18 protein-coding genes are annotated in these 17,929 nt (G+C 68.3%); 7 read left to right on the top strand and 11 right to left on the bottom strand.

What is annotated here, in order from left to right; all coding sequences use genetic code 11:
* Window positions 1-26: 26 nt before the first annotated feature.
* Window positions 27-833 (top strand): hypothetical protein, encoded by an 807-nt coding sequence (locus tag C6P64_RS15440; RefSeq protein WP_146115948.1) that lies wholly within the window; start codon window positions 27-29, stop codon window positions 831-833.
* A gap of 108 nt (window positions 834-941) precedes the next feature.
* Here the strand turns inward: C6P64_RS15440 and C6P64_RS15435 are convergent, their stop codons facing one another.
* Genes C6P64_RS15435 through C6P64_RS15425 form a run of 3 tightly spaced genes read right to left on the bottom strand, consistent with a single transcriptional unit; the run spans window position 942 to window position 4,194 of the window.
* Window positions 942-1,811 carry an amidohydrolase family protein gene (locus C6P64_RS15435; protein WP_105749435.1) on the bottom strand — a complete coding sequence of 290 codons (870 nt, stop codon included), beginning with the start codon at window positions 1,809-1,811 and terminating at the stop codon, window positions 942-944.
* A complete protein-coding gene (ssuD, locus tag C6P64_RS15430) occupies window positions 1,808-2,953 on the bottom strand; it encodes an FMNH2-dependent alkanesulfonate monooxygenase (RefSeq protein WP_105749434.1) in 1,146 nt (381 codons plus the stop codon). Before ssuD ends, C6P64_RS15435 begins: the two co-directional genes overlap by 4 nt.
* Before the next feature lie 29 nt (window positions 2,954-2,982).
* A complete protein-coding gene (locus C6P64_RS15425) occupies window positions 2,983-4,194 on the bottom strand; it encodes an acyl-CoA dehydrogenase family protein (protein ID WP_105749433.1) in 1,212 nt (403 codons plus the stop codon).
* Window positions 4,195-4,426: 232 nt separating this feature from the next.
* Between C6P64_RS15425 and C6P64_RS15420 the strand changes: the two genes are divergently transcribed.
* The 6 genes from C6P64_RS15420 (at window position 4,427) to C6P64_RS18250 (ending at window position 8,921) form a co-directional block, all read left to right on the top strand.
* A complete protein-coding gene (locus tag C6P64_RS15420) occupies window positions 4,427-4,648 on the top strand; it encodes a hypothetical protein (RefSeq protein WP_105749432.1) in 222 nt (73 codons plus the stop codon).
* Complete coding sequence (locus C6P64_RS15415; protein ID WP_105749431.1) at window positions 4,645-5,664, top strand: amino acid ABC transporter substrate-binding protein; 1,020 nt, start codon at window positions 4,645-4,647, stop codon at window positions 5,662-5,664. The genes C6P64_RS15420 and C6P64_RS15415 overlap by 4 nt, the downstream gene beginning before the upstream one ends.
* Window positions 5,661-6,707: an amino acid ABC transporter permease gene (locus C6P64_RS15410; RefSeq protein WP_245911758.1), complete on the top strand. Its 1,047-nt coding sequence runs from the start codon at window positions 5,661-5,663 to the stop codon at window positions 6,705-6,707. Before C6P64_RS15415 ends, C6P64_RS15410 begins: the two co-directional genes overlap by 4 nt.
* Before the next feature lie 4 nt (window positions 6,708-6,711).
* Window positions 6,712-7,812, top strand: coding sequence for an amino acid ABC transporter permease (locus tag C6P64_RS15405; protein WP_105749430.1), 1,101 nt, complete (start codon window positions 6,712-6,714; stop codon window positions 7,810-7,812).
* A gap of 10 nt (window positions 7,813-7,822) precedes the next feature.
* Complete coding sequence (locus C6P64_RS15400) at window positions 7,823-8,602, top strand: amino acid ABC transporter ATP-binding protein (RefSeq protein WP_105749429.1); 780 nt, start codon at window positions 7,823-7,825, stop codon at window positions 8,600-8,602.
* 160 nt (window positions 8,603-8,762) lie between these two features.
* The gene (locus tag C6P64_RS18250) at window positions 8,763-8,921 is read left to right on the top strand and encodes a hypothetical protein (protein ID WP_170073124.1); all 159 of its coding nucleotides are present in this window, start codon (window positions 8,763-8,765) and stop codon (window positions 8,919-8,921) included.
* Between the two features lie 27 nt (window positions 8,922-8,948).
* Here C6P64_RS18250 and C6P64_RS15395 read toward each other — a convergent pair whose 3' ends face one another.
* Genes C6P64_RS15395 through C6P64_RS15360 form a run of 8 tightly spaced genes read right to left on the bottom strand, consistent with a single transcriptional unit; the run spans window position 8,949 to window position 17,922 of the window.
* Window positions 8,949-9,968: an LLM class flavin-dependent oxidoreductase gene (locus C6P64_RS15395; protein ID WP_105749428.1), complete on the bottom strand. Its 1,020-nt coding sequence runs from the start codon at window positions 9,966-9,968 to the stop codon at window positions 8,949-8,951.
* 9 nt (window positions 9,969-9,977) lie between these two features.
* Window positions 9,978-10,940 (bottom strand): ABC transporter substrate-binding protein, encoded by a 963-nt coding sequence (locus tag C6P64_RS15390; RefSeq protein WP_105749438.1) that lies wholly within the window; start codon window positions 10,938-10,940, stop codon window positions 9,978-9,980.
* 52 nt (window positions 10,941-10,992) lie between these two features.
* Complete coding sequence (locus C6P64_RS15385; RefSeq protein ID WP_105749427.1) at window positions 10,993-11,925, bottom strand: ABC transporter substrate-binding protein; 933 nt, start codon at window positions 11,923-11,925, stop codon at window positions 10,993-10,995.
* Between the two features lie 51 nt (window positions 11,926-11,976).
* Complete coding sequence (locus C6P64_RS18735) at window positions 11,977-13,797, bottom strand: amino acid ABC transporter permease/ATP-binding protein (RefSeq protein WP_105749426.1); 1,821 nt, start codon at window positions 13,795-13,797, stop codon at window positions 11,977-11,979.
* 14 nt (window positions 13,798-13,811) lie between these two features.
* Window positions 13,812-14,357, bottom strand: coding sequence for a GNAT family N-acetyltransferase (locus C6P64_RS15375; protein WP_105749437.1), 546 nt, complete (start codon window positions 14,355-14,357; stop codon window positions 13,812-13,814).
* A gap of 24 nt (window positions 14,358-14,381) precedes the next feature.
* Complete coding sequence (locus tag C6P64_RS15370; RefSeq protein ID WP_105749425.1) at window positions 14,382-15,575, bottom strand: M20 aminoacylase family protein; 1,194 nt, start codon at window positions 15,573-15,575, stop codon at window positions 14,382-14,384.
* Complete coding sequence (locus C6P64_RS15365) at window positions 15,575-16,921, bottom strand: LLM class flavin-dependent oxidoreductase (RefSeq protein ID WP_105749424.1); 1,347 nt, start codon at window positions 16,919-16,921, stop codon at window positions 15,575-15,577. The genes C6P64_RS15370 and C6P64_RS15365 overlap by 1 nt, the downstream gene beginning before the upstream one ends.
* Before the next feature lie 32 nt (window positions 16,922-16,953).
* Window positions 16,954-17,922, bottom strand: coding sequence for an LLM class flavin-dependent oxidoreductase (locus C6P64_RS15360; protein ID WP_105749423.1), 969 nt, complete (start codon window positions 17,920-17,922; stop codon window positions 16,954-16,956).
* Window positions 17,923-17,929: the final 7 nt, after the last annotated feature.

The raw sequence follows: 17,929 nt of genomic DNA, 5'->3' as shown, positions 1-17,929 counted from the left end.
TTTGAATATTGCAACAAAGCCCTGCAGTGCTCAAGATTCAACGTCGCTGGATAGCTAACAGCCTACCTGATCGAGAACTGATCTATGCCCTGACCTATGCCTACTCTGAGCTACATCGGGTTTGCAAGGACTTGGCGACGCAGATGGGCTCTGCGCTGGACGCCTCGGTGCCCCATCCAACCGCGCTGGACCCGTCGTCTAATGACGTTGCGCGAGTGCGCTTTGTCAAGTTTGCGAAGCCGGGAATCGGCCGACACACTAGTGTTCGGATGAACCAAGATCCAAACTACAAAGCGCCACCGGCGTTCGTCGCCTTGAGGGAAGCACTCTGCCTCGCGCCGAAGCCGAGCTCTCTCGCCGATGTCGTTGCGATGCATGCAAAGCTTGCCCAAGCGACATTCGAGCAACATGGCAACCACATTCCCATGCTCGCCCTGTACGATAAAACATGGAAGCAAATTGACTTCATGTCTACTGCGTTCACCGACCAGTCCGAGAAGTACCTGTTCTGGAGAAATGTCGCGGATCGCGCATTTTATCTTAAAGCCTTTGCAATGGTATGGACAAGCGAGTCATGGGTACGCGACATCAGTGAAGGAGCGCAACGACCGATTCACGAGTTGCCCATAATTGGGGAACAGTTGCACGTAGTTGGAGCGGATGCGTCGAATGGGTGCGAGGTCGTTTCGTGGGAGATTGAGAGGTCCGATGGAGCGGGTGGTCCAGTGCTTACACGATTGAGTCCGGACGATCCACGCCAGGCTGGGCACTTCAATTTCACCAAGCCCGTAGTCGCGGCGATGAAGATGGCGCATTCGAGCGGTGCGAGCTAACTCCGACGTTGAGCGTCCGCTTCGACATCACACCAGTGCCCGCTCCTGGCCGTGAGCGGTCCATCGACTGGACGGAGCCAGACGACCGCTCCCAGCCTGAGCTGTCACCTACGGGGCTTTCCTCGCACGGCTACCGCTCGGTTCCAGCACCCTCCTGGCATTGCCGTAGAAGAACTTCTCCAGCACCCCATCCCTGAACCCCAGCCGCTGCGCATCCTCGATGCTCTGCCCGATCGGCCGGAACGGGTAGGAGGAACCGAACAGCAGCTGGTCCGACAGGAAGCCGTTGGCGGCCTGGACCAGTACCTCGCTGCCCGGCAGGAACAGGTACATGTCGGGCACCAGGTAGACGTTCGCGTGCCGGAACGCGACACCCAGCAGCTGCTGCACATTGGGCCAGTAGCCGTGATAGGCCACCAGGCGCAGGTCCGGAAAGTCGGCCGCCACGCGCGCCAGCGGCGCAGGGTCGTTGTAGCGCTGGTCGGGCGTGGTCGGGCCCGACATCAGGAAGGCCGGGGCGCCGAGCTCGGACAGCCGCTCGTAGACCGGGTAGAAGACACGGTCGTCCGGATGGCGCGCCGGCGAGCCGAAACCGGGCTCGAGGTTGATGCCCGCCAGGCCGAGTTGCAGCACGGCGCGATCGACTTCGGCCAGCGTGGCGTCGCCGAGCAGGTCCGGGTCGACCGCGCCGACGCCGACCAGCCGCGGGTCTGAGCTGACGATCTGGTGGATGCGGTCGTTGGGCAGGTGCTGCGCGGGCGTGTGGCGCCCCACCACCACGGCCTGGCTCAGGCCGGCATCACTGATCTCGGCCAGGAAGCCTTCTGGCGTGCGCGACCGGGCGTAATGCTCGTCGTCGCCCCGGGTACCGACGCGCCGATTCAGCCAGCGCGCGGTCTCGTTGGCCGCGCTGCCGGGCGTGGCGCCGAAGAAGTCGTGCAGGTAGGCCGGCCTGCAGCGCATGTCGATCACGTTCATGCGGCCTTCTTCAGTTCGGTGCTGGCGCTGGCGCGCACGTCGAAGGCGCCGCCGGTGATGGCCTGGTCGCGCAGCGTGACCGGCTGCTTGCCGGGCAGCAGCGGGAACACCAGCTCGGCGAAGCGGATCGCCTCCTCCAGGTGCGGGTAGCCCGACAGCACGAAGCTGTCGACGCCGAGGTCGACGTATTCCTTCAGGCGCGCGGCCACCGTCTCGGGGTCGCCGACCAGCGCCGTGCCGGCACCGCCGCGCACCAGGCCGACGCCGGCCCAGAGGTTGGGGCTGATCTCGAGCTTGTTGCGGTCGCCGCCGTGCAGTTCGGTGATGCGCTTCTGGCCGACCGAGTCCATCTTGGCGAAGTTGGCCTGCGCGGCCTGGATGTCCTCGTCGGTCAGCTTGCTGATCAGGCGCTCGGCTTCGGCCCAGGCCTCCTCGTTGGTCTCGCGCACGATGACCTGCAGCCGCACGCCGAAGCGCACCTTGCGGCCATGCTTGGCGGCGCGCGCGCGCACGTCGGCGATCTTCTCGGCCACCGCGGCGGGCGGCTCGCCCCAGGTCAGGTAGGCATCGACATGCTTGGCCGCCAACTCGTGCGCGGCCGGCGATGAGCCGCCGAAGTACAGCGGCGGATAGGGCAGGCTGACCGGCGGGAAGTAGTTCTTCGCGCCCTCGATCTGGAAATGCTTGCCGTCGAAGTCGACCGTTTCGCCCTGCAGCAGCTGGCGCCAGACGGTCAGGTACTCGTCGGCAACCTCGTAGCGTTCGTCATGCGCGAGGTGGACGCCCTCGGCGGCGAGTTCGGTCGCGTCGCCGCCCGGCACCACGTTGAGCAGCAGCCGGCCCTTGAGCGCCTGGTCCAGCGTCGCGGCCTGGCGCGCCGAGGCGGTCGGACCGCTGACCGAGGTGCGCAAGGCGACCAGCAGCTTGATGCGCTGGGTGACGGGAATCAGGCTGGCCGCCGTCACCCAGGGGTCGAGGCAGGAGCTGCCGGTCGGGATCAGCAGGCCGTCGTAGCCCAGGCTTTCGGCCGTGACGGCGATCTGCCTCATGTAGTCGTTGGTCGCGGGACGGCCGAAGTCGGACTTGCCGAGGTAGCGGGTGTCGCCCGAGGTGGGCAGGAACCAGAAGATGTCGAGGCTCATGGATTGACCTTTCGAAGGAAGATGAGGATTCAGGAATACGAGCTGGGTTCGGGGAAGCTGCCGGTCAGCGCATGGCGGCCGAGGTCGCGCAGCTTGTAGTCGATCGGGTCGTGCAGCGTGTGGACGCGCGCGTTGCGCCAGAAGCGGTCGAGGCCGAAGCGGGCCGAGGTCGCGCTCGCGCCCGTGAGCTCGAAGATCTGGCTGCTGACCTCGACCGCGGCGCGGTGGGCGACGGCCTTGGCCTCTGCGACCGCGATCGCCACCCGGCCGCGGTCGGCGGCCGTGACGGCGTCGCCCAGCGCCAGCGCCTGGTCGATGGCTTGCGCCGCCAGGTCGGCCAGCAGCTCGGCCGGCCGCACCAGCACCGCGAGCTGGCCGTAGCGCTGCTGCACATAGGGGTCGTCGACCGCGCGACTGACGCCCGAGGCAAAGAAGGGCCGCGAGGCGTCGCGCGTGTAGCGCAGGCCCTCTTGCAACGCGCCACGGGCGATGCCTGCATAGAGGTTGGTCAGGATCAGCTGCGCCAGCATCGGGCGCAGCGTCGCGCGCGGCGTCGCGACCTGGCCGGGCTGGACCAGCACCTCGTGCGGCTCCAGCCGCACCTGGTCGAAGGTGACGGTGCCGCTGTCGGTCTGCTTCTGGCCGAAGGCGTCCCAGTCGGCGCGGATCGTGACGCCGGCGCGGTCGCTCGGCAGCGCACCGATCAGCAGGCTCTGGCTCGGCTCGTGCCAGGCCGATAAGGTCAGCCGGTCGCTGCCGACCGAGCCCGAGCAATAGCTCTTGGGGCCGCTGATGCGCCAGCCAGTGCCGTCCTCGGTCGCGAGCGCGCGCTTGTCGTTCGGGTTGAGCGCATTGCCCCAGAACAGGCGCTGCTCGACCGTGGACCGCAGCAGGGCTTCATGCTGGGCCGGCTTGCCGTAGAGCAGGATGGTCGCGACCTGCAGGTGGTGGAAGGCGTACAGATGCGCCAGCGAGCTGTCGGCCTGCGCGATGCGGCGCAGGCCGGCATAGAAGGTCTGCCAGGACTGGCCCCAGCCGCCGTAGGCGCACGGGGTCGTGAGGTCGAGCAGGCCGCTGGCGCGGATCAGCTCGCGCTCGGCGGCGGCATGGCCGCCCGCGCGGTCGCGCTCGACGGCATTGGCGGCGAGCGCCTGCGCGAGTGCTTCCGTGCGCCGCTCGATTTCCGCCAGCGACGGAACCGCAGGTCCTGATTGTTGAGTGGCTGAATCGGTGAGAAGCATCTTCGTTTGGATCAATGAGGTATGCATCCAGTCTAGGAGGCGGTCCCATATTCGCCAACGAAGTTTTCCGCCCGTGCTTATGCGGAAATCAAGTGAGCGATGGCGGTAGAAACGACCATGGCGCCGCAACATCCGCTTGATCCGGCAGCGAATATGGATCTGAGTTTTTGTCGCTTCACTTCGACGGCGGCTGCGCCGAAGATCGAGCGCATCAATATTCGGAGGATGAGCCATGCACGAACTGGCCCGATTTCATTACAGCCGCCGCCGGCGGACCCCCGAGGTCTTCGACTTCGACCGCGCCTCGGTGCAGCTGCTGACCTTCCTCAAGGCCCGCCACGCAGACGCCGGCCGCCAGCGGCTGGCCCGATTCGGGCCGGAGTTCGGCGCTATAGTGCAGGCACCTGAATCCGTTGTTCCATCCAACGCCCAGCGCGAGAAAGCCCTCTCATGAAACCGATACGACTCTCCCTGCTTGTGCTGGCCCTGGCCAGCCTCGGCAGCGCCCATGCCGGCAAGACGCTCGACACCATCAAGCAGCGCGACCAGATCGCGATCGGCGTCAGCACGGGCGTGCCGGGCTTCTCGGCGGCCGACAGCCAGGGACGCTGGACCGGGCTCGATGTCGACATCGGCAAGGCCGTCGCGGCCGCCGTGCTCGGCGATGCCAACAAGGTCAAGTGGGTGCCGCTGGCCTCGCAGCAGCGCTTCACAGCGCTGCAGTCGGGCGAGGTCGACGTGCTGTCGCGCAACACCACCGTGACGCTGACGCGCGACGCCTCGATGGGGCTGGCCTATACCGCGATCGCCTTCTACGACGGCCAGGGCTTCATGGTGCCGGCCAAGACCAAGGTCAAGAGCGCCAAGCAGCTCAAGGGCGCAACCGTCTGCGTGCAGTCGGGCACCACTTCCGAGAAGAACCTGGCCGACTTCTCGCGCATCAACAAGCTCAACCTCAAGCCGGTGGTGTTCGACAAGTTCGATGCCGCCAACGCGGCCTATTTCGCCGGCCGCTGCCAGGCCTACACGACCGATACCTCGGGTCTGGCCTCGGTGCGCGCCAAGGAGGCCAAGGACCCGAAGGAGCATCTGATCCTGCCCGAGCTGATCTCGAAGGAGCCGCTGGGCCCGCTGGTGCGCCGCGGCGACGACGAGTGGCTGGCGATCGTGCGCTGGGTGGTCAACGGGCTGATCGAGGCCGAGGAGAACGGCATCACCCAGGCCAACGTCGACCAGCTCAAGGCCGACAGCGCCGACCCGGTGGTCGGCCGCCTGCTCGGCAAGACCGAGGACACCGGCAAGCTGCTGGGCCTGGACCGCGACTGGCTGGCACGCGCGATCAAGGCGGTCGGCAACTACGGCGAGATCTACGAGCGCAACGTCGGCGAGAAGACCCCCGTCGGCCTGGCGCGCGGCAAGAACCGCCTCTGGACTGACGGCGGCCTGCACTACGCCCTGCCGCTGCGGTGACGCTGCGGGCGCCTGTTCCGCCCCGCGCGCCACCCGCCCGCCGGCATAGGGCTTGGTCCTGGCGCAGTCCTGCCGCGCGCGCGCTGCTGTGGCAGGCACTGGCGCTGGCCGGGCTGCTGGCGGCGCTGCTCTGGCTGGTGCACAACACCCAGCTCAACATGGCCGCGCGCGGCATCCAGAGCGGCTGGGATTTCCTGGGCCAGACGGCGGGCTTCGACATCGGCGAGCAGCTGATTGCCTTCGACGCTGGCGACAGCCTGGCGCGCGCCTTCCTGGTCGGGCTGCTCAACACGCTGCGCGTGGCGCTGCTGGGCATCCTGCTGTGCACGCTGCTCGGGACGCTGGTCGGACTCGGGCAGCTGGCGCGCAACGGGCTGCTGCGCGGGCTGTGCCGCGCCTATGTCGAGCTGTTTCGCAATGTGCCGCTGCTGGTGCAGCTGCTGGTCTGGTATCTGCTGCTGGTGGAATACCTGCCCGATGCGGATGCGGCCTGGAGCTGGCGCGAGGCGCTGTTCCTGAGCAAGGCCGGGCTGGCGTTTCCGGCCCTGGTCGCCGATGGCACTGGCAGCTGGAGCGCCTGGCACTGGGAGCTGCCGGCGCTGCAGGCCTTCGGCATCGAGGGCGGCGCGGCGCTGTCGCCCGAGTTCATCGCGGTGACCCTGGGGCTGGGCTGCTACACCGCGGCCTTCGTCGCCGAGGTGGTGCGCGCCGGCATCAAGTCGGTGCCGTCGGGACAGATCGAGGCCGCGCAGAGCATAGGCCTGAGCCGGCGCCAGACGCTGCGGCTCGTGACCGCGCCGCTGGCGCTGCGCGTGATCCTGCCGCCGCTGACCAACCAGTACCTGAACCTGACCAAGAATTCCTCGCTCGCGGTGGCGATCGGCTATCCCGACCTGGTCTCGATCGCGAACACGACGCTGAACCAGACCGGGCGCGCGGTCGAATGCATCGCCGTCATCATGCTGGTCTACCTGGCGCTGTCGCTGCTGACCGCGGCGCTGATGGCCATCCTCAACCGCCGCGTGGCGCTGAAGGAGCGCTGAGGCCATGGCAGTCTGGCAGATGATTCCCGCGCGCGCGGCGCCCGAGCAGCCGCAAGGCTGGCTGGCCTGGCTCCGGCGCGAGCTGTTCGGCGGCTGGCTCAATGCGCTGACCACGCTGGCGCTGCTGGCTTGGGGCCTGTCGGCCCTGCCCGGCCTGGCCGACTGGACGCTGTGGCAGGCAGTCTGGCGCCCCGATGCCGAGGCCTGCCAGGCCGCGCGCGGCAGCGGCGCCTGCTGGGGCGTGATCGCCGAGAAGCAGCGCCTGATCCTGTTCGGCCGCTATCCCGAGGCGGAGCATTGGCGGCCGCTGCTGGCCAGCCTGCTGCTGCTCGCGCTGGTCGTCGCCAGCGGCCTGCGCCGCTGCTGGAAGCGCTGGCTGCTGCCGGCCTGGGGGCTGGTCTGGGCGCTGTTCTTCGCGCTGATGGGCGGCGGCTTCGCGGGGCTAGAAGCGGTGCCGACCGAGCGCTGGGGCGGCCTGCCGCTGACGCTGATGCTCGCGACCCTGTCCATCCTGCTGGCCTGCCCGCTGGCGGTGCTGCTGGCGCTGGGCCGGCGCTCGCGCCTGCCGGCGATCCGCGTGCTGTGCGCCTGCTATGTGGAGCTGGTGCGCGGCGTGCCGCTGATCTCGGTGCTGTTCATGGCCAGCTTCCTGTTCCCGCTGTTCCTGCCGGCCGGCACGACGCCCGACGTGCTGTTGCGCGTGCTGCTGGGCATCGCACTGTTTGCCGCCGCCTACCTGGCCGAGACGGTGCGCGCGGGCCTGCAGTCGGTCCCTAACGGCCAGGTCGATGCCGCCGCCAGCATCGGCCTGGGCTGGTGGCAGAGCCAGCGCCTGGTCGTGCTGCCGCAGGCGCTCGGCGCCGTGGTGCCGGGACTGATGAACAGCTTCATCTCGATCTTCAAGGACAGCTCGCTGATCACGATCGTGAGCCTGTACGAGCTGACCGGCTCGCTCGGGCTGGCGCTCAGCGGCGATCCGGTCTGGCGCCCCTACATGATCGAGGGCTACTGCTTCATTACCGCCATCTACTTCGTGGTCTGTGCCGCCATGTCGCGCTACAGCCGCTGGGTCGAGCGCCAGCAGGCGCGCGCGCTGACCCGCTGACTGTCATTCCATGCTCAACAACGACGACTCCATCATCCGCTTCGAGCGGGTCAACAAATGGTACGGGCGCGATTTCCACGTGCTGCGCGACATCGAGCTCGAGATCCGGCGCGGCGAGCGGGTGGTCGTCTGCGGCCCTTCCGGCTCCGGCAAGTCGACGCTGATCCGCTGCATCAACGCGCTCGAGCCGTTCCAGGAGGGCCGGCTGCTGGTCGACGGCGTGGCGCTGGGCGCCGAGGGCAGCGCGCAGGACAAGGCCGGGGAGCGCGCGGTGCAGCAGGTGCGGCGCCGGGTCGGCATGGTGTTTCAGCAGTTCAACCTGTTCCCGCACCTGAGCGTGCTCGACAACCTGACGCTGGGGCCGCGCCATGTCGCCGGCCTGCCGCGGCCCGAGGCCGAGGCGCAGGCGCTGGCCCAGCTCGAGCGGGTGCATATCGCCGAGCAGGCGCACAAGTTCCCGCTCCAGCTCTCGGGCGGCCAGCAGCAGCGGGTGGCGATCGCGCGCGCGCTCTGCCTGGCGCCGCAGATCCTGCTGTTCGACGAGCCGACCTCGGCGCTCGACCCCGAGATGGTGCAGGAGGTGCTCGACGTGATGACCGAGCTCGCCGGCCAGGGCATCACCATGGTCTGCGTGACGCACGAGATGGACTTCGCGCGCTCGGTCGCCGACCGGATCGTCTTCATGGACCAGGGACAGCTGGTCGAGGAGGCGGCGCCCGCGGCCTTCTTCTCGCGGCCGGAATCGGCGCGGGCGCAGCAGTTCCTCGCCAAGCTGCACCGGGCGGGCTAGACACAGCGCCAACGACGGCATTCGCTGGGCTGAAAAGCGAATATGCATCTGCATTTTTAGCGCTTCACGCCGCCAGCCGGTTCTCCGAAGATGGACTTCCCATCATTCGGAGCAATCACCCTGCAAGGGCGTACTGCTCGCTCATTGACAGGTGACTGGCATGAACATCGACGACATTCCAACCCATTACTTGTCCAGCGACCCCTTGCCGCCCGACAACGGCATGACCTCGCTGGAATGGGCCGCCTACCTCCTGGTGGCAGCGGCCACGGCCGGGTTCGGCCTGTTCATGCTGCTGCAGAGCGCAAGCCTCCTCTGACGGCCTGTGCCTGCGACCCCAGGCCCGTCAGGCCGCCAGCGCCAAGGCCGACCAGCCGAGCGCCGGGGCGATCCGGTCCCGGGTGTCCTGCAGGATCTGGGCGTAGTCCTCCAGGTCCAGGCCATAGGGCAGCTCCAGCCGCAGCTCCTCGACCAGCGGCAGGATAGGATCGCGCAGCAGCGACTCGATGATCTGCCCGGCGCTCCCGACCAGATCGGGCGCGAACAGGGTCCGCCGCTCGCCCTGCGGCGCCAGCGTGCGCTCGTGGCGCGAGGCCGCGAAGGCCGCGTAGCGGCGCCGGCTGACGGCATCGGCGCTGTCGGTCGGCACGATCACCCGGCCCAGCGCGAGGCGTGCGCGGCCCGTCCCGTTCCACTCGGCCCGGAACCGCTCGACATGCTGGCGCTGCGCGGTGAAGAAGTCGTCGGTTTGCTCGCCGCGGTTGAGGTTGCCGAGCAGCAGATGCAAGCCGTGGCGCGCCGCCCATTGCGCCGACTGCAGCGAGCCGCCGCCATACCAGAGCCGCTGCCCGAGGCCAGGCGCGACGGGCTGGATCCGCGGTCGCTCACGTCCGGCCGGCGACTCGATCCAGCGGTCGGCATCACCGAACGGTTCGCCGCCCAGATTGGCGCGCAACCTGGCGATGCGCTGGTGCGAAAAGTCGATGCCAGCCGGGTCACCGTCGAACAGCCGTTCGCCGAGCAGCGTGCCATGGGGTGGCGCGCCGGCGCTCAGGCCCACCTGCAGTCGCCCGCCAGCGAGCAGGTCGACCGTCGCGAGGTCCTCGGCGAGCCGGAACGGGTTCTCGTAACCCATCTGGATCACCGCCGTGCCCAGGCCGATGCGGCTGGTGCGCTGGCTGGCGGCGGCCAGGAAGGTGGTCGGGGAAGAGATGGCGCTCTCGAGGTGGCGCTGGCGCACCCAGGCGCTGTCGTAGCCCAGCCGCTCGCCCAGGACGAAGAGTTGCAACGCTTGCTCGAGGCCGTGGGCCGGTCGCTCAGCCGGGTAGTTGCCCGGGGTCAGGAATGCGAGATGCTGGATGGCCATGTCGCGCCATCAGAACTTGGGCAGGCCGGGCGGGTTGGTCTCGGACCTGGCCAAGGCCTCCGAACCCAGGTGCCAGCGCTGCAGCGCCTGCGCGTACTTGCCGTTCTTGATCAGGCCGTTGGTGGCGAGGGTCAGCGCGGCCGCCAGGCCGCTGTTCTTGCGGGTGGCGATGGCCACGTCGGCTTTCAGGGGCCAGCCGGCGTTGACGGTTCCGACCAGGCGGGTCTTGCCCTCCTTGGCGGCCTGGTAGGCCTGCATCGGATGCGGGTTGAACTGCGCATCGGCGCGGCCCGAGAGCAAGGCCAGGTTGCGCGTCGCATCGTCGTCATAGTACTGGAGCTCGGCCGGCTTGAGCCCGGCGGCCTGGTTGAGCTTGTTCCATTCGAGCAGGATGCCTTCCTGGATCGTGCCCGAGCTGGTGATGATCTTCAGGCCCGCGATGTCCTTGGCCTCCTTGAGCGACTGGATCGGGCTGTTGTTGGGCACGAAGAAGCCGTGCAGGCCGAGCCGGTAGGTCGAGAAGTCGAACTTCTCCTTGCGCTGCTCGGTGACCCCGACATTGGAGATGACCGCATCGTACTTGCCCGAAGTCAGCCCGAGCGGCCAATCGGCCCAGGCGACCGGCACCAGCTCCAGCTTGAGGCCCAGCGCATCGGCGACCAGCTGGGCGAAGTCGGCATCGGCGCCGATCACGGTCTTGGCATCGGTGGCATAGGTGGCCACCGGCGGTGCGCCCGGGGCGATGGCCACGGTCAGGACCCCGTCCCTGACGAACCTGTAGTCCTTGGGCAGGGCCTGGATGGCCTCGGGGTTGCGCTCGGCGCGCACCCGCCCGGTCTGGGCCGGACTCAGGTCGATCCTGGCCAGGGCAGCCGGGATGGGCGTCTGGGCTTGGAGCGCCGGATGGCCGAGAGCGGTCGCGGCCAGTGCCAATGTCAGCAGGGAACGTCGGGTGGGGAAATGGAACTGCATCATGTCGTCGTGGTTGGGGTGCGGGGAATGCGCTGCGCCAAGGTCGCTGGCATCATTTCTTGGGCAGGCCAGGCGGGTTGGTGCGCGACTGCGCGATCGCTTCGGACTCGAGGTTCCAGCGCGACAGCGCCTTGGCGTAGTTGCCGTTCTTGATCTGCGCGTTGAGGGCTGCGGTGATGGCATCGGCGATGCCGGAGCCCTTGCGCGAGGCCACCGCGATCTCGGCGGTCTGCGGCCAGCCGCCCGAGAAACTGCCGACCAGCTTGGTCTTGCCGTCGCGCGCGTGGTAGGCGGCGATGCCGTTGGGTGCCAGATAGGCATCGGCGCGACCCGATGCGAGCGCCAGGTAGAGCAGCACGTCGTCGTCGTGGTATTGCACCTCGACCGGCTTGAGGCCGGCAGCGATGTTCTGCTGGTTCCAGCGCAGCAGGATCTGCTCCTGGTTGGTGCTGGCGCCGACGATCACCTTGAGACCGGCGACGTCCTTGGGCTCCCGGATCTGGAGCTTGCTGTCGGACTTGACGTAGAAGCCCAGCTTGTCGTCGCGGTAGGTCGAGAAGTCGAACTTTTCCTTGCGCTCCTCGGTGACGGTGACATTGGAGATCACGACGTCGAACTTGCCGGACTGCAGGCCCAGCGGCCAGTCGGCCCAGGCCACCGAGACCAGCTCGAGCCTGCGGCCCAGGCTGTCGGCCACGAGCTGGGCGATGTCGGGGGCATTGCCGACCGGCGTCTTGTTGTCGGTGGCATAGGCGCCAAAGGGCAGCCGGCCGGTGGTGGTGCCCACGGTCAGCACGCCGTCCTTGGCGAACCTGAAGTCCTTGGGCAGCAGCTTGAGCGCTTCGGGCACGGGCTGCGAGCGCGGCCGGCCGGGCTGCTCGGGACTGAGGTCGACGCTCTGGGCCAGCGCGGCGGGCGACCCGCCGGCAGCCGCCAGGGTCGCGAGTGACAGCAGGGAAGTGACGAAGGTCTTGCGTGTGATCATGGAGTCTGGTTCCTGACAGGACGGTGGATGAAGGGTGATTGGGGGCCGGGGTCAGAGCACCTTGCCCAGGAAGGCGGCGGTGCGCTGCTGCGCCGGGGCGTTGAAGATCTGTTCCGGGCTGCCGGCTTCGACGATGCGGCCCTGCTCCATGAAGACCACGCGGTCCGCCACTTCGCGGGCAAAGCCGATCTCGTGCGTGACGACGATCAGCGTCGTGCCCGAGCGGGCCAACTCCTTGATCACGTCGAGCACCTCGCCCACCAGTTCCGGATCGAGGGCCGAGGTGGGCTCGTCGAACAGCAGCACCTTGGGCTTGAGAGCCAATGCGCGCGCGATGGCCACGCGCTGCTGCTGGCCGCCGGAGAGCTGACGCGGATAGGCGTCGGCCTTGTCGGCCAGGCCGACGCGGGCCAGCAGCTCGAGCCCCAGCGCCTCGGCCTCGGCGCGCGACAGGCCGCGCACCGCCAGCGGCGCCTCGATCAGGTTCTCGAGCACCGACAGATGGGGGAAGAGGTTGAAGTTCTGGAACACCATGCCGACGTCGGCGCGCTGGGCCAGGATCTCGTGATCGCGCAGCTCGTACAGCTTGTTGCCGCTTTGCCGGTAGCCCAGCAGCTGACCGTCGATGGTGATGAAGCCGTCGTCGACGCGCTCCAAGTGGTTGATGCTGCGCAGCAGCGTGGACTTGCCCGAACCGGAGGGCCCCAGGATCACGGTCACGCTGCCCGCGGGAATCGTGAGCGACACCTGGTGCAGCACGGGATTGCTGCCATAGCGCTTGCTGACCGCGTGGATCTCGACGACTCCGCCGCGCTGTGCGCTCTGTGCCCAGCCGGGTGCAGCCGCTGCTGCATTCGTCTGCGGTTGGCCCTGGCCCGTCGCCTTGCGCGGACCAGTTCGCAGCCAGCGCGCCAGCAGGCTGAACACCGAGGGGGGCGGATTGCGCAGCGCGCCGCGCGCATAGTGGCGCTCGACCTGCTGCTGCACCAGCGACAGCACGGTCAGGATCACGAGGTACCAGACCGTCGCGACCATCAGCAGCGGGATCACCTCCAGGTTGCGGCGGTAGATGATCTGGACCGTGTAGAACAGGTCGGGCATTGCCAGGATGTAGACGACCGAGGTTCCCTTGGCCAGCCCGATCAGGTTGTTGAAGCCGCTGGGCAGGATCGAGCGCATGGCCTGCGGCAGCACGATGCGCCAGGCCTGGCGCCGGCGCGGCAGGCCCAGCGCCGACGCCGCCTCGAGCTGGCCCTGGTCCACCGCCAGGATGCCGCCGCGGATGATCTCGGCCGAGTAGGCCGACTGGTTGAGCGTGAGGCCGACCACGGCCGCGACGAAGGGGCTGATCAGCTGGGTCGTGTTCCAGGAATACAGCGTCCAGCCGGTGAACGGGACGCCGAGCGCGATCGTCTCGTAGAGGTAGCCGAGGTTGTTGATCAACAGCAGCAGCACCAGCACCGGAATCGAGCGGAACAGCCAGACATAGGTGAAGGACAAGCCCGACAGCAGCGGCGAGCGCGACACGCGTGCCAGCGCCAGCAAGGTGCCCAGGGTCAGGCCGAACAGGGCGCCCAATGCGGTCAGCAGCAGCGTGCGTCCCAGGCCGACCAGGATCGGCTCGGCGAAGAACCATTCGGCGAACACGCCCCAGCCCCAGCGCGGATTGGTCAGCACCGAATACAGCAAGGTGGCAATCACGAGCAGCGAGAAGGCCGCCCCCAGGGTGCGCGCCGAATAGCGCGCCGGGACGATGCGGTAATGCGAATAGTCGCGTGGCGCCTGGGCCGAGGCAGTGGACGGCGCCATGGCAGCTTCGCCCCCGTTGATCGGCAGGGCGCCGAAAGGTGCAGCGACAGTGGTGGTGTTCATCGGATGGACCTCCTTCAGGCAGATGCCAGCGTGGTGCTGGGAAACGGGGGGGAGAACGTCACGGCTCGATCGGGGACGGGCGCGAGCGGCTTTTCGAACGGCAGCGAGCAGCGCACTTCCGGATCGATCGCGTGATCGAACAGCTTGCGGTAGCCGTGGCTCAGGTAGAGCCCCACGGCCTCGGGCTGGCGGTTGCCGGTGGTCAGGTAGATCCGGCGATAGCCCTGACGCTGCGCCTGCGCCTCGAGTTCGACCAGCAAGCGCCGCGCCAGGCCCTGGCGGCGCAGGTCGCCGCGGGTCCAGATGCGCTTGAACTCCGCCGTCTGCGCGTCGTAGCGCTTGAAGGCACCGCCCGCGATGGCCTCGCCATGGCGCAGCAGCAGCAGGAAGTTGCCGTCGGGCGGAGCAAAGAGCTCGGGCGGGTATTTCTGCATCTCCCGGACTTCGCCGGCCTCGAGGCTGGACTCGGCGTAGCGGGTTTCATACTCGTGGCTCAGGGACTCGATCAGCGGACGAGCCAGCGGGTCGAGCAAGGTGGTGTAGAGAAATTGGTCGCTCATGACGGATTCCATCGCTGGCCGGGTTCAGCGCAGGAAGCGTTCGGCCAGCCTGGCCCAGTAGCTGGCCGCCACGCCCAGGGTGGCATCGTTGAAGTCGTAGCCGGGGTTGTGCAGGGAGGCGCTGTCGCCATTGCCCAGGAACAGGAAGCTGCCCGGACGGGCTTGCAGCATGTAGGCGAAGTCTTCGCTGGCGGTGCGGGGCTGGAAGTCGGGCAGCACCCGTTCCGCGCCCAGTGCCTCGAGGGCGACCTCGCGCGCGAACCTGGTCGGCTCCTCATGGTTGAGCACCGGCGGAAAACCGTTCTGGAAATCCACCACCGCCTCGGCCCCCAGGCTGCGCGCCTGCCCCTGTGCGATTGCCGTGATGCGCTCGCGCAGCCGCTGGCGCGTCTCGGGCCGGAACGATCGGGCCGTGAGCTTGAGCTCGACCTGGTCGGGAATCACGTTGGCCGCCTTGCCGCCATGGATGGCGCCGACCGTGACCACGCCCATGTCCAGCGGCGCCACGTTGCGCGACACCACGCTCTGCAGCGCCGTGATCACATGCGCGGCAGCGAGCACCGGATCGACCGTGTCCTGCGGCTCGGCGCCATGTCCGCCCTGCCCTTGCAAGGTGATGCGCGCGAAGTCGATCGAAGCCATGGCCGGCCCCGCCACGCAGCCCAGATGGCCCTGGCGCACGCCCGGCCAGTTGTGCAGGCCGAACACCGCGTCGCAGGGAAAGCGCTCGAACAGCCCCTCGGCAATCATCTGCCTGGCGCCGGCGCCCATTTCCTCGGCCGGCTGGAAGATCAGGTTGAGCGTGCCGTCGAATTCGCCAGACTCGGCCAGAAAGCGCGCGGCGGCCAGCAGGATGGCGGTATGGCCGTCATGGCCGCAGGCATGCATCACGCCCGGGTTCACGCTGGCGTAGGGCAGACCGGTGGCTTCCTGGATCGGCAGCGCATCCATGTCGGCGCGCAGGCCCAGCGCCTTCTTGCCAGCGCCACGACGCAGCACCCCCACCACGCCGGTGCCGGCGAGGCCGGTGCTGACCGCGTAGCCCCAGGCGCGCAGCTTTTCAGCCACCAGGGCGGCGGTGCGGTGCTCCTTGAAGGCCAGCTCCGGATGGCGGTGCAGGTCACGGCGCAGCGCGATGAACTCGTCGGCATGGCGGGCGATGCCGCGTTCGATGCGGGCACCGTCGCGCAAGGCGGCCTCGGCAATGACGTGGCTCATCAGGCGACCTTCAGCGCCGGCGCGGCAGCTTCATCTGGCACATGGCGGCTCTGCTTGTACGGCAGCCCCAGGTGCTCGCGCAGGGTCTGGCCGGACAGTTCGCGCCGGTAGCGACCGCGCGCCTCGAGCACCGGTATGACATGGGTCACGAAGTCGTCCAGGCCCTGGGCGATCACCGGGAAGCCGAGGATGAAGCCGTCTGCCGCGCCCGCGTCCAGCCAGCGGATGATCTGGTCGGCCACCTTCTCGCCCGAGCCGACGAATTCGCCCCTGGGCGTGGCCACGTTGAGCGCCACCTGGCGCAGCGTCCAGCCCTTGGACTTGGCGTCGGCCTTGATGCGGTCGGTGGTCGACTGGAAGCTGTTGCGGCCGATGTCGCCCAGCTCGGGGAAGGGTTCGTCGAGCGGGTACTGGCCGAAGTCATGGTGGTCGAAGAAGCGGCCCAGATAGGCCAGGGCCTCGTCGAGGCTCAGCAGGTTGCGGATCTCCTCGTACTTGGCCTCGGCCTGCGCGTCGGTCGCCGCGACGACCGGACTGATGCCGGGGAAGACCTTGACGTCGTCGGCGGCGCGGCCATGTGCGAGCGCCGCGGCGCGGACCTGCTCGCGGAACTGGCGGGTCTGCCCGAGCGAGGGCGAATGGGTGAACACGGCATCGGCGTACTTGCCGGCCAGGGCGATGCCGGCGTCCGACGAGCCGGCCTGGAAGATCACCGGCTGGCCCTGCGGCGAGCGGCCGATGTTGAGCGGGCCGGCGACCTGGAAATGGCGGCCGTGGTGGTTCAGGGTGTGCAGCTTGGACGGCTCGAAGAACTGGCCGGTTTCGCGGTTGCGCACCAGGGCGTCGTCGTCCCAGCTGTCCCACAGTCCCTGGGTGACCTGCAGGTACTCGTCGGCGATCTCGTAGCGCAGCGCGTGCGCGGGATGCGGACGGTTGTTGTAGTTGCGCGACGTGCCTTCCAGCGGCGTGGTCACGACGTTCCAGCCCGCGCGCCCGCCGCTGATCAGGTCGAGCGAGGCAAACTGGCGCGCGACGGTGTAGGGATCGCTGTAGCTGGTGCTGACCGTGCCGGCCAGCCCGATGCTGGAAGTCACCATGGCCAGCGCCGACAGGATGGAAATGGGCTCGAAGCGGTTGAGGAAATGCGGAATCGACTTCTCGTTGATGTAGGCGCCGTCGGCCACGAAGGCGAAGGCGATTCCTGCTGCCTCGGCTTGCTGCGCGGTGCGGACGTAATGCTGCAGGTTCACGCTAGCGTCCACCGGGCCGCCCGGGTGCTTCCAGGCATTCATGTGGCTGCCTGCGCCTTGCAGCATGATGCCAAAGGTGATGTTTTTCTTGCTCATGACAACGGTGCTTTCGGTTGGAGTGGGAGGGCTCAGGCCGCCACGGCCTGCTGGTGTGGCGCCAGCAGTTCCACGGAGGCCAGGCGGTCCGCGAACTGGGCGACGGGCGTATCGATCACGAATTCCTGGATGCCGTGGCGCTCATGTAGCTCGTCGAGCGCGGCCAGCACGTCCTCGGCCGTCCCCGCGATCACATGGGGCTGGGTCTCCTCGATGCGGTAGTCGACGACGCTGGCCTGGCGTGCGAACTCTTCCGCCGCCTCGGCACTGGGCAGGTTCACGCTCTGGCCGGTGGCCAGGTGCAGCTTGAAGATCCGCAGCGCGCCGACCCGTTCCCTGGCCTGGTCGCGGTCAGCAGCGGCAAAGGCGTACAAGGCCACCGAGGGCTCGCGCCCGCTGGCCTGCCGGTAGGCGTCCAGCGCATGCACCAGGTTGGCCGGATCACCGTTGAAATGGCCGGCGTAGCAAAAGCCCCAGCCATGGCGCGCGGCCAGCAAGGCGCTTTCGGGCGCGGCCCCCAGCAGCGTGCATTCCGGCAGGCTGGCGGGCTGTGGAGTTGCCACGGCGCCGGCCAGGGCATGGTCCTCCGGCAGCTGGTTGTGCAAAAAGGCATCGAGGTCGGCCAGCAGCCGGTCGAAGCTCAGCTTGCGCGCCGGCGTGCGCCCGACCTGCAGGGCCCGCGTCGACAGCGGCAAGCCGCCGGGCGCCTTGCCCACGCCGAGGTCCACCCGACCCGGTGCAAGCGCGGACAGCACCTTGAACACCTCGGCCACCTTGTAGGGGCTGTAATGCTGCAGCATCACGCCGCCCGAGCCGACGCGGATATGCGAGGTCTTGGCCAGGATATGGGCCACCAGCACCTCGGGGGCCGAACCGGCGTTGAGGGTCGAGCCATGGTGCTCGGCGACCCAGAAGCGCTTGTAGCCCAGGGCCTCCGCGCGCTGGGCGAGCTTGACGCTGTGCTGGATGGCCTGCTGTGCCGTGGCACGGCTTTGTTGTATTAATCAA

The sequence above is a fragment of the Malikia granosa genome, assembly GCF_002980595.1.
GTDB lineage: Bacteria > Pseudomonadota > Gammaproteobacteria > Burkholderiales > Burkholderiaceae_C > Malikia > Malikia granosa.
This window is presented reverse-complemented; position numbering and strand designations above follow the sequence as displayed.

Bases quoted from the DNA above. Each gene is read 5' to 3' on its own strand.
- ssuD (WP_105749434.1), bottom strand. From the start codon at position 2,953: ATGAGCCTCGACATCTTCTGGTTCCTGCCCACCTCGGGCGACACCCGC.
- C6P64_RS15425 (WP_105749433.1), bottom strand. From the start codon at position 4,194: ATGCTTCTCACCGATTCAGCCACTCAACAATCAGGACCTGCGGTTCCG.
- C6P64_RS15435 (WP_105749435.1), bottom strand. From the start codon at position 1,811: ATGAACGTGATCGACATGCGCTGCAGGCCGGCCTACCTGCACGACTTC.
- C6P64_RS15390 (WP_105749438.1), bottom strand. From the start codon at position 10,940: ATGCAGTTCCATTTCCCCACCCGACGTTCCCTGCTGACATTGGCACTG.
- C6P64_RS15395 (WP_105749428.1), bottom strand. From the start codon at position 9,968: ATGGCCATCCAGCATCTCGCATTCCTGACCCCGGGCAACTACCCGGCT.
- C6P64_RS15365 (WP_105749424.1), bottom strand. From the start codon at position 16,921: ATGAGCAAGAAAAACATCACCTTTGGCATCATGCTGCAAGGCGCAGGC.
- C6P64_RS15405 (WP_105749430.1), top strand. From the start codon at position 6,712: ATGGCAGTCTGGCAGATGATTCCCGCGCGCGCGGCGCCCGAGCAGCCG.
- C6P64_RS15400 (WP_105749429.1), top strand. From the start codon at position 7,823: ATGCTCAACAACGACGACTCCATCATCCGCTTCGAGCGGGTCAACAAA.
- C6P64_RS15370 (WP_105749425.1), bottom strand. From the start codon at position 15,575: ATGAGCCACGTCATTGCCGAGGCCGCCTTGCGCGACGGTGCCCGCATC.
- C6P64_RS15420 (WP_105749432.1), top strand. From the start codon at position 4,427: ATGCACGAACTGGCCCGATTTCATTACAGCCGCCGCCGGCGGACCCCC.
- C6P64_RS18250 (WP_170073124.1), top strand. From the start codon at position 8,763: ATGAACATCGACGACATTCCAACCCATTACTTGTCCAGCGACCCCTTG.
- C6P64_RS18735 (WP_105749426.1), bottom strand. From the start codon at position 13,797: ATGAACACCACCACTGTCGCTGCACCTTTCGGCGCCCTGCCGATCAAC.
- C6P64_RS15375 (WP_105749437.1), bottom strand. From the start codon at position 14,357: ATGAGCGACCAATTTCTCTACACCACCTTGCTCGACCCGCTGGCTCGT.
- C6P64_RS15415 (WP_105749431.1), top strand. From the start codon at position 4,645: ATGAAACCGATACGACTCTCCCTGCTTGTGCTGGCCCTGGCCAGCCTC.
- C6P64_RS15385 (WP_105749427.1), bottom strand. From the start codon at position 11,925: ATGATCACACGCAAGACCTTCGTCACTTCCCTGCTGTCACTCGCGACC.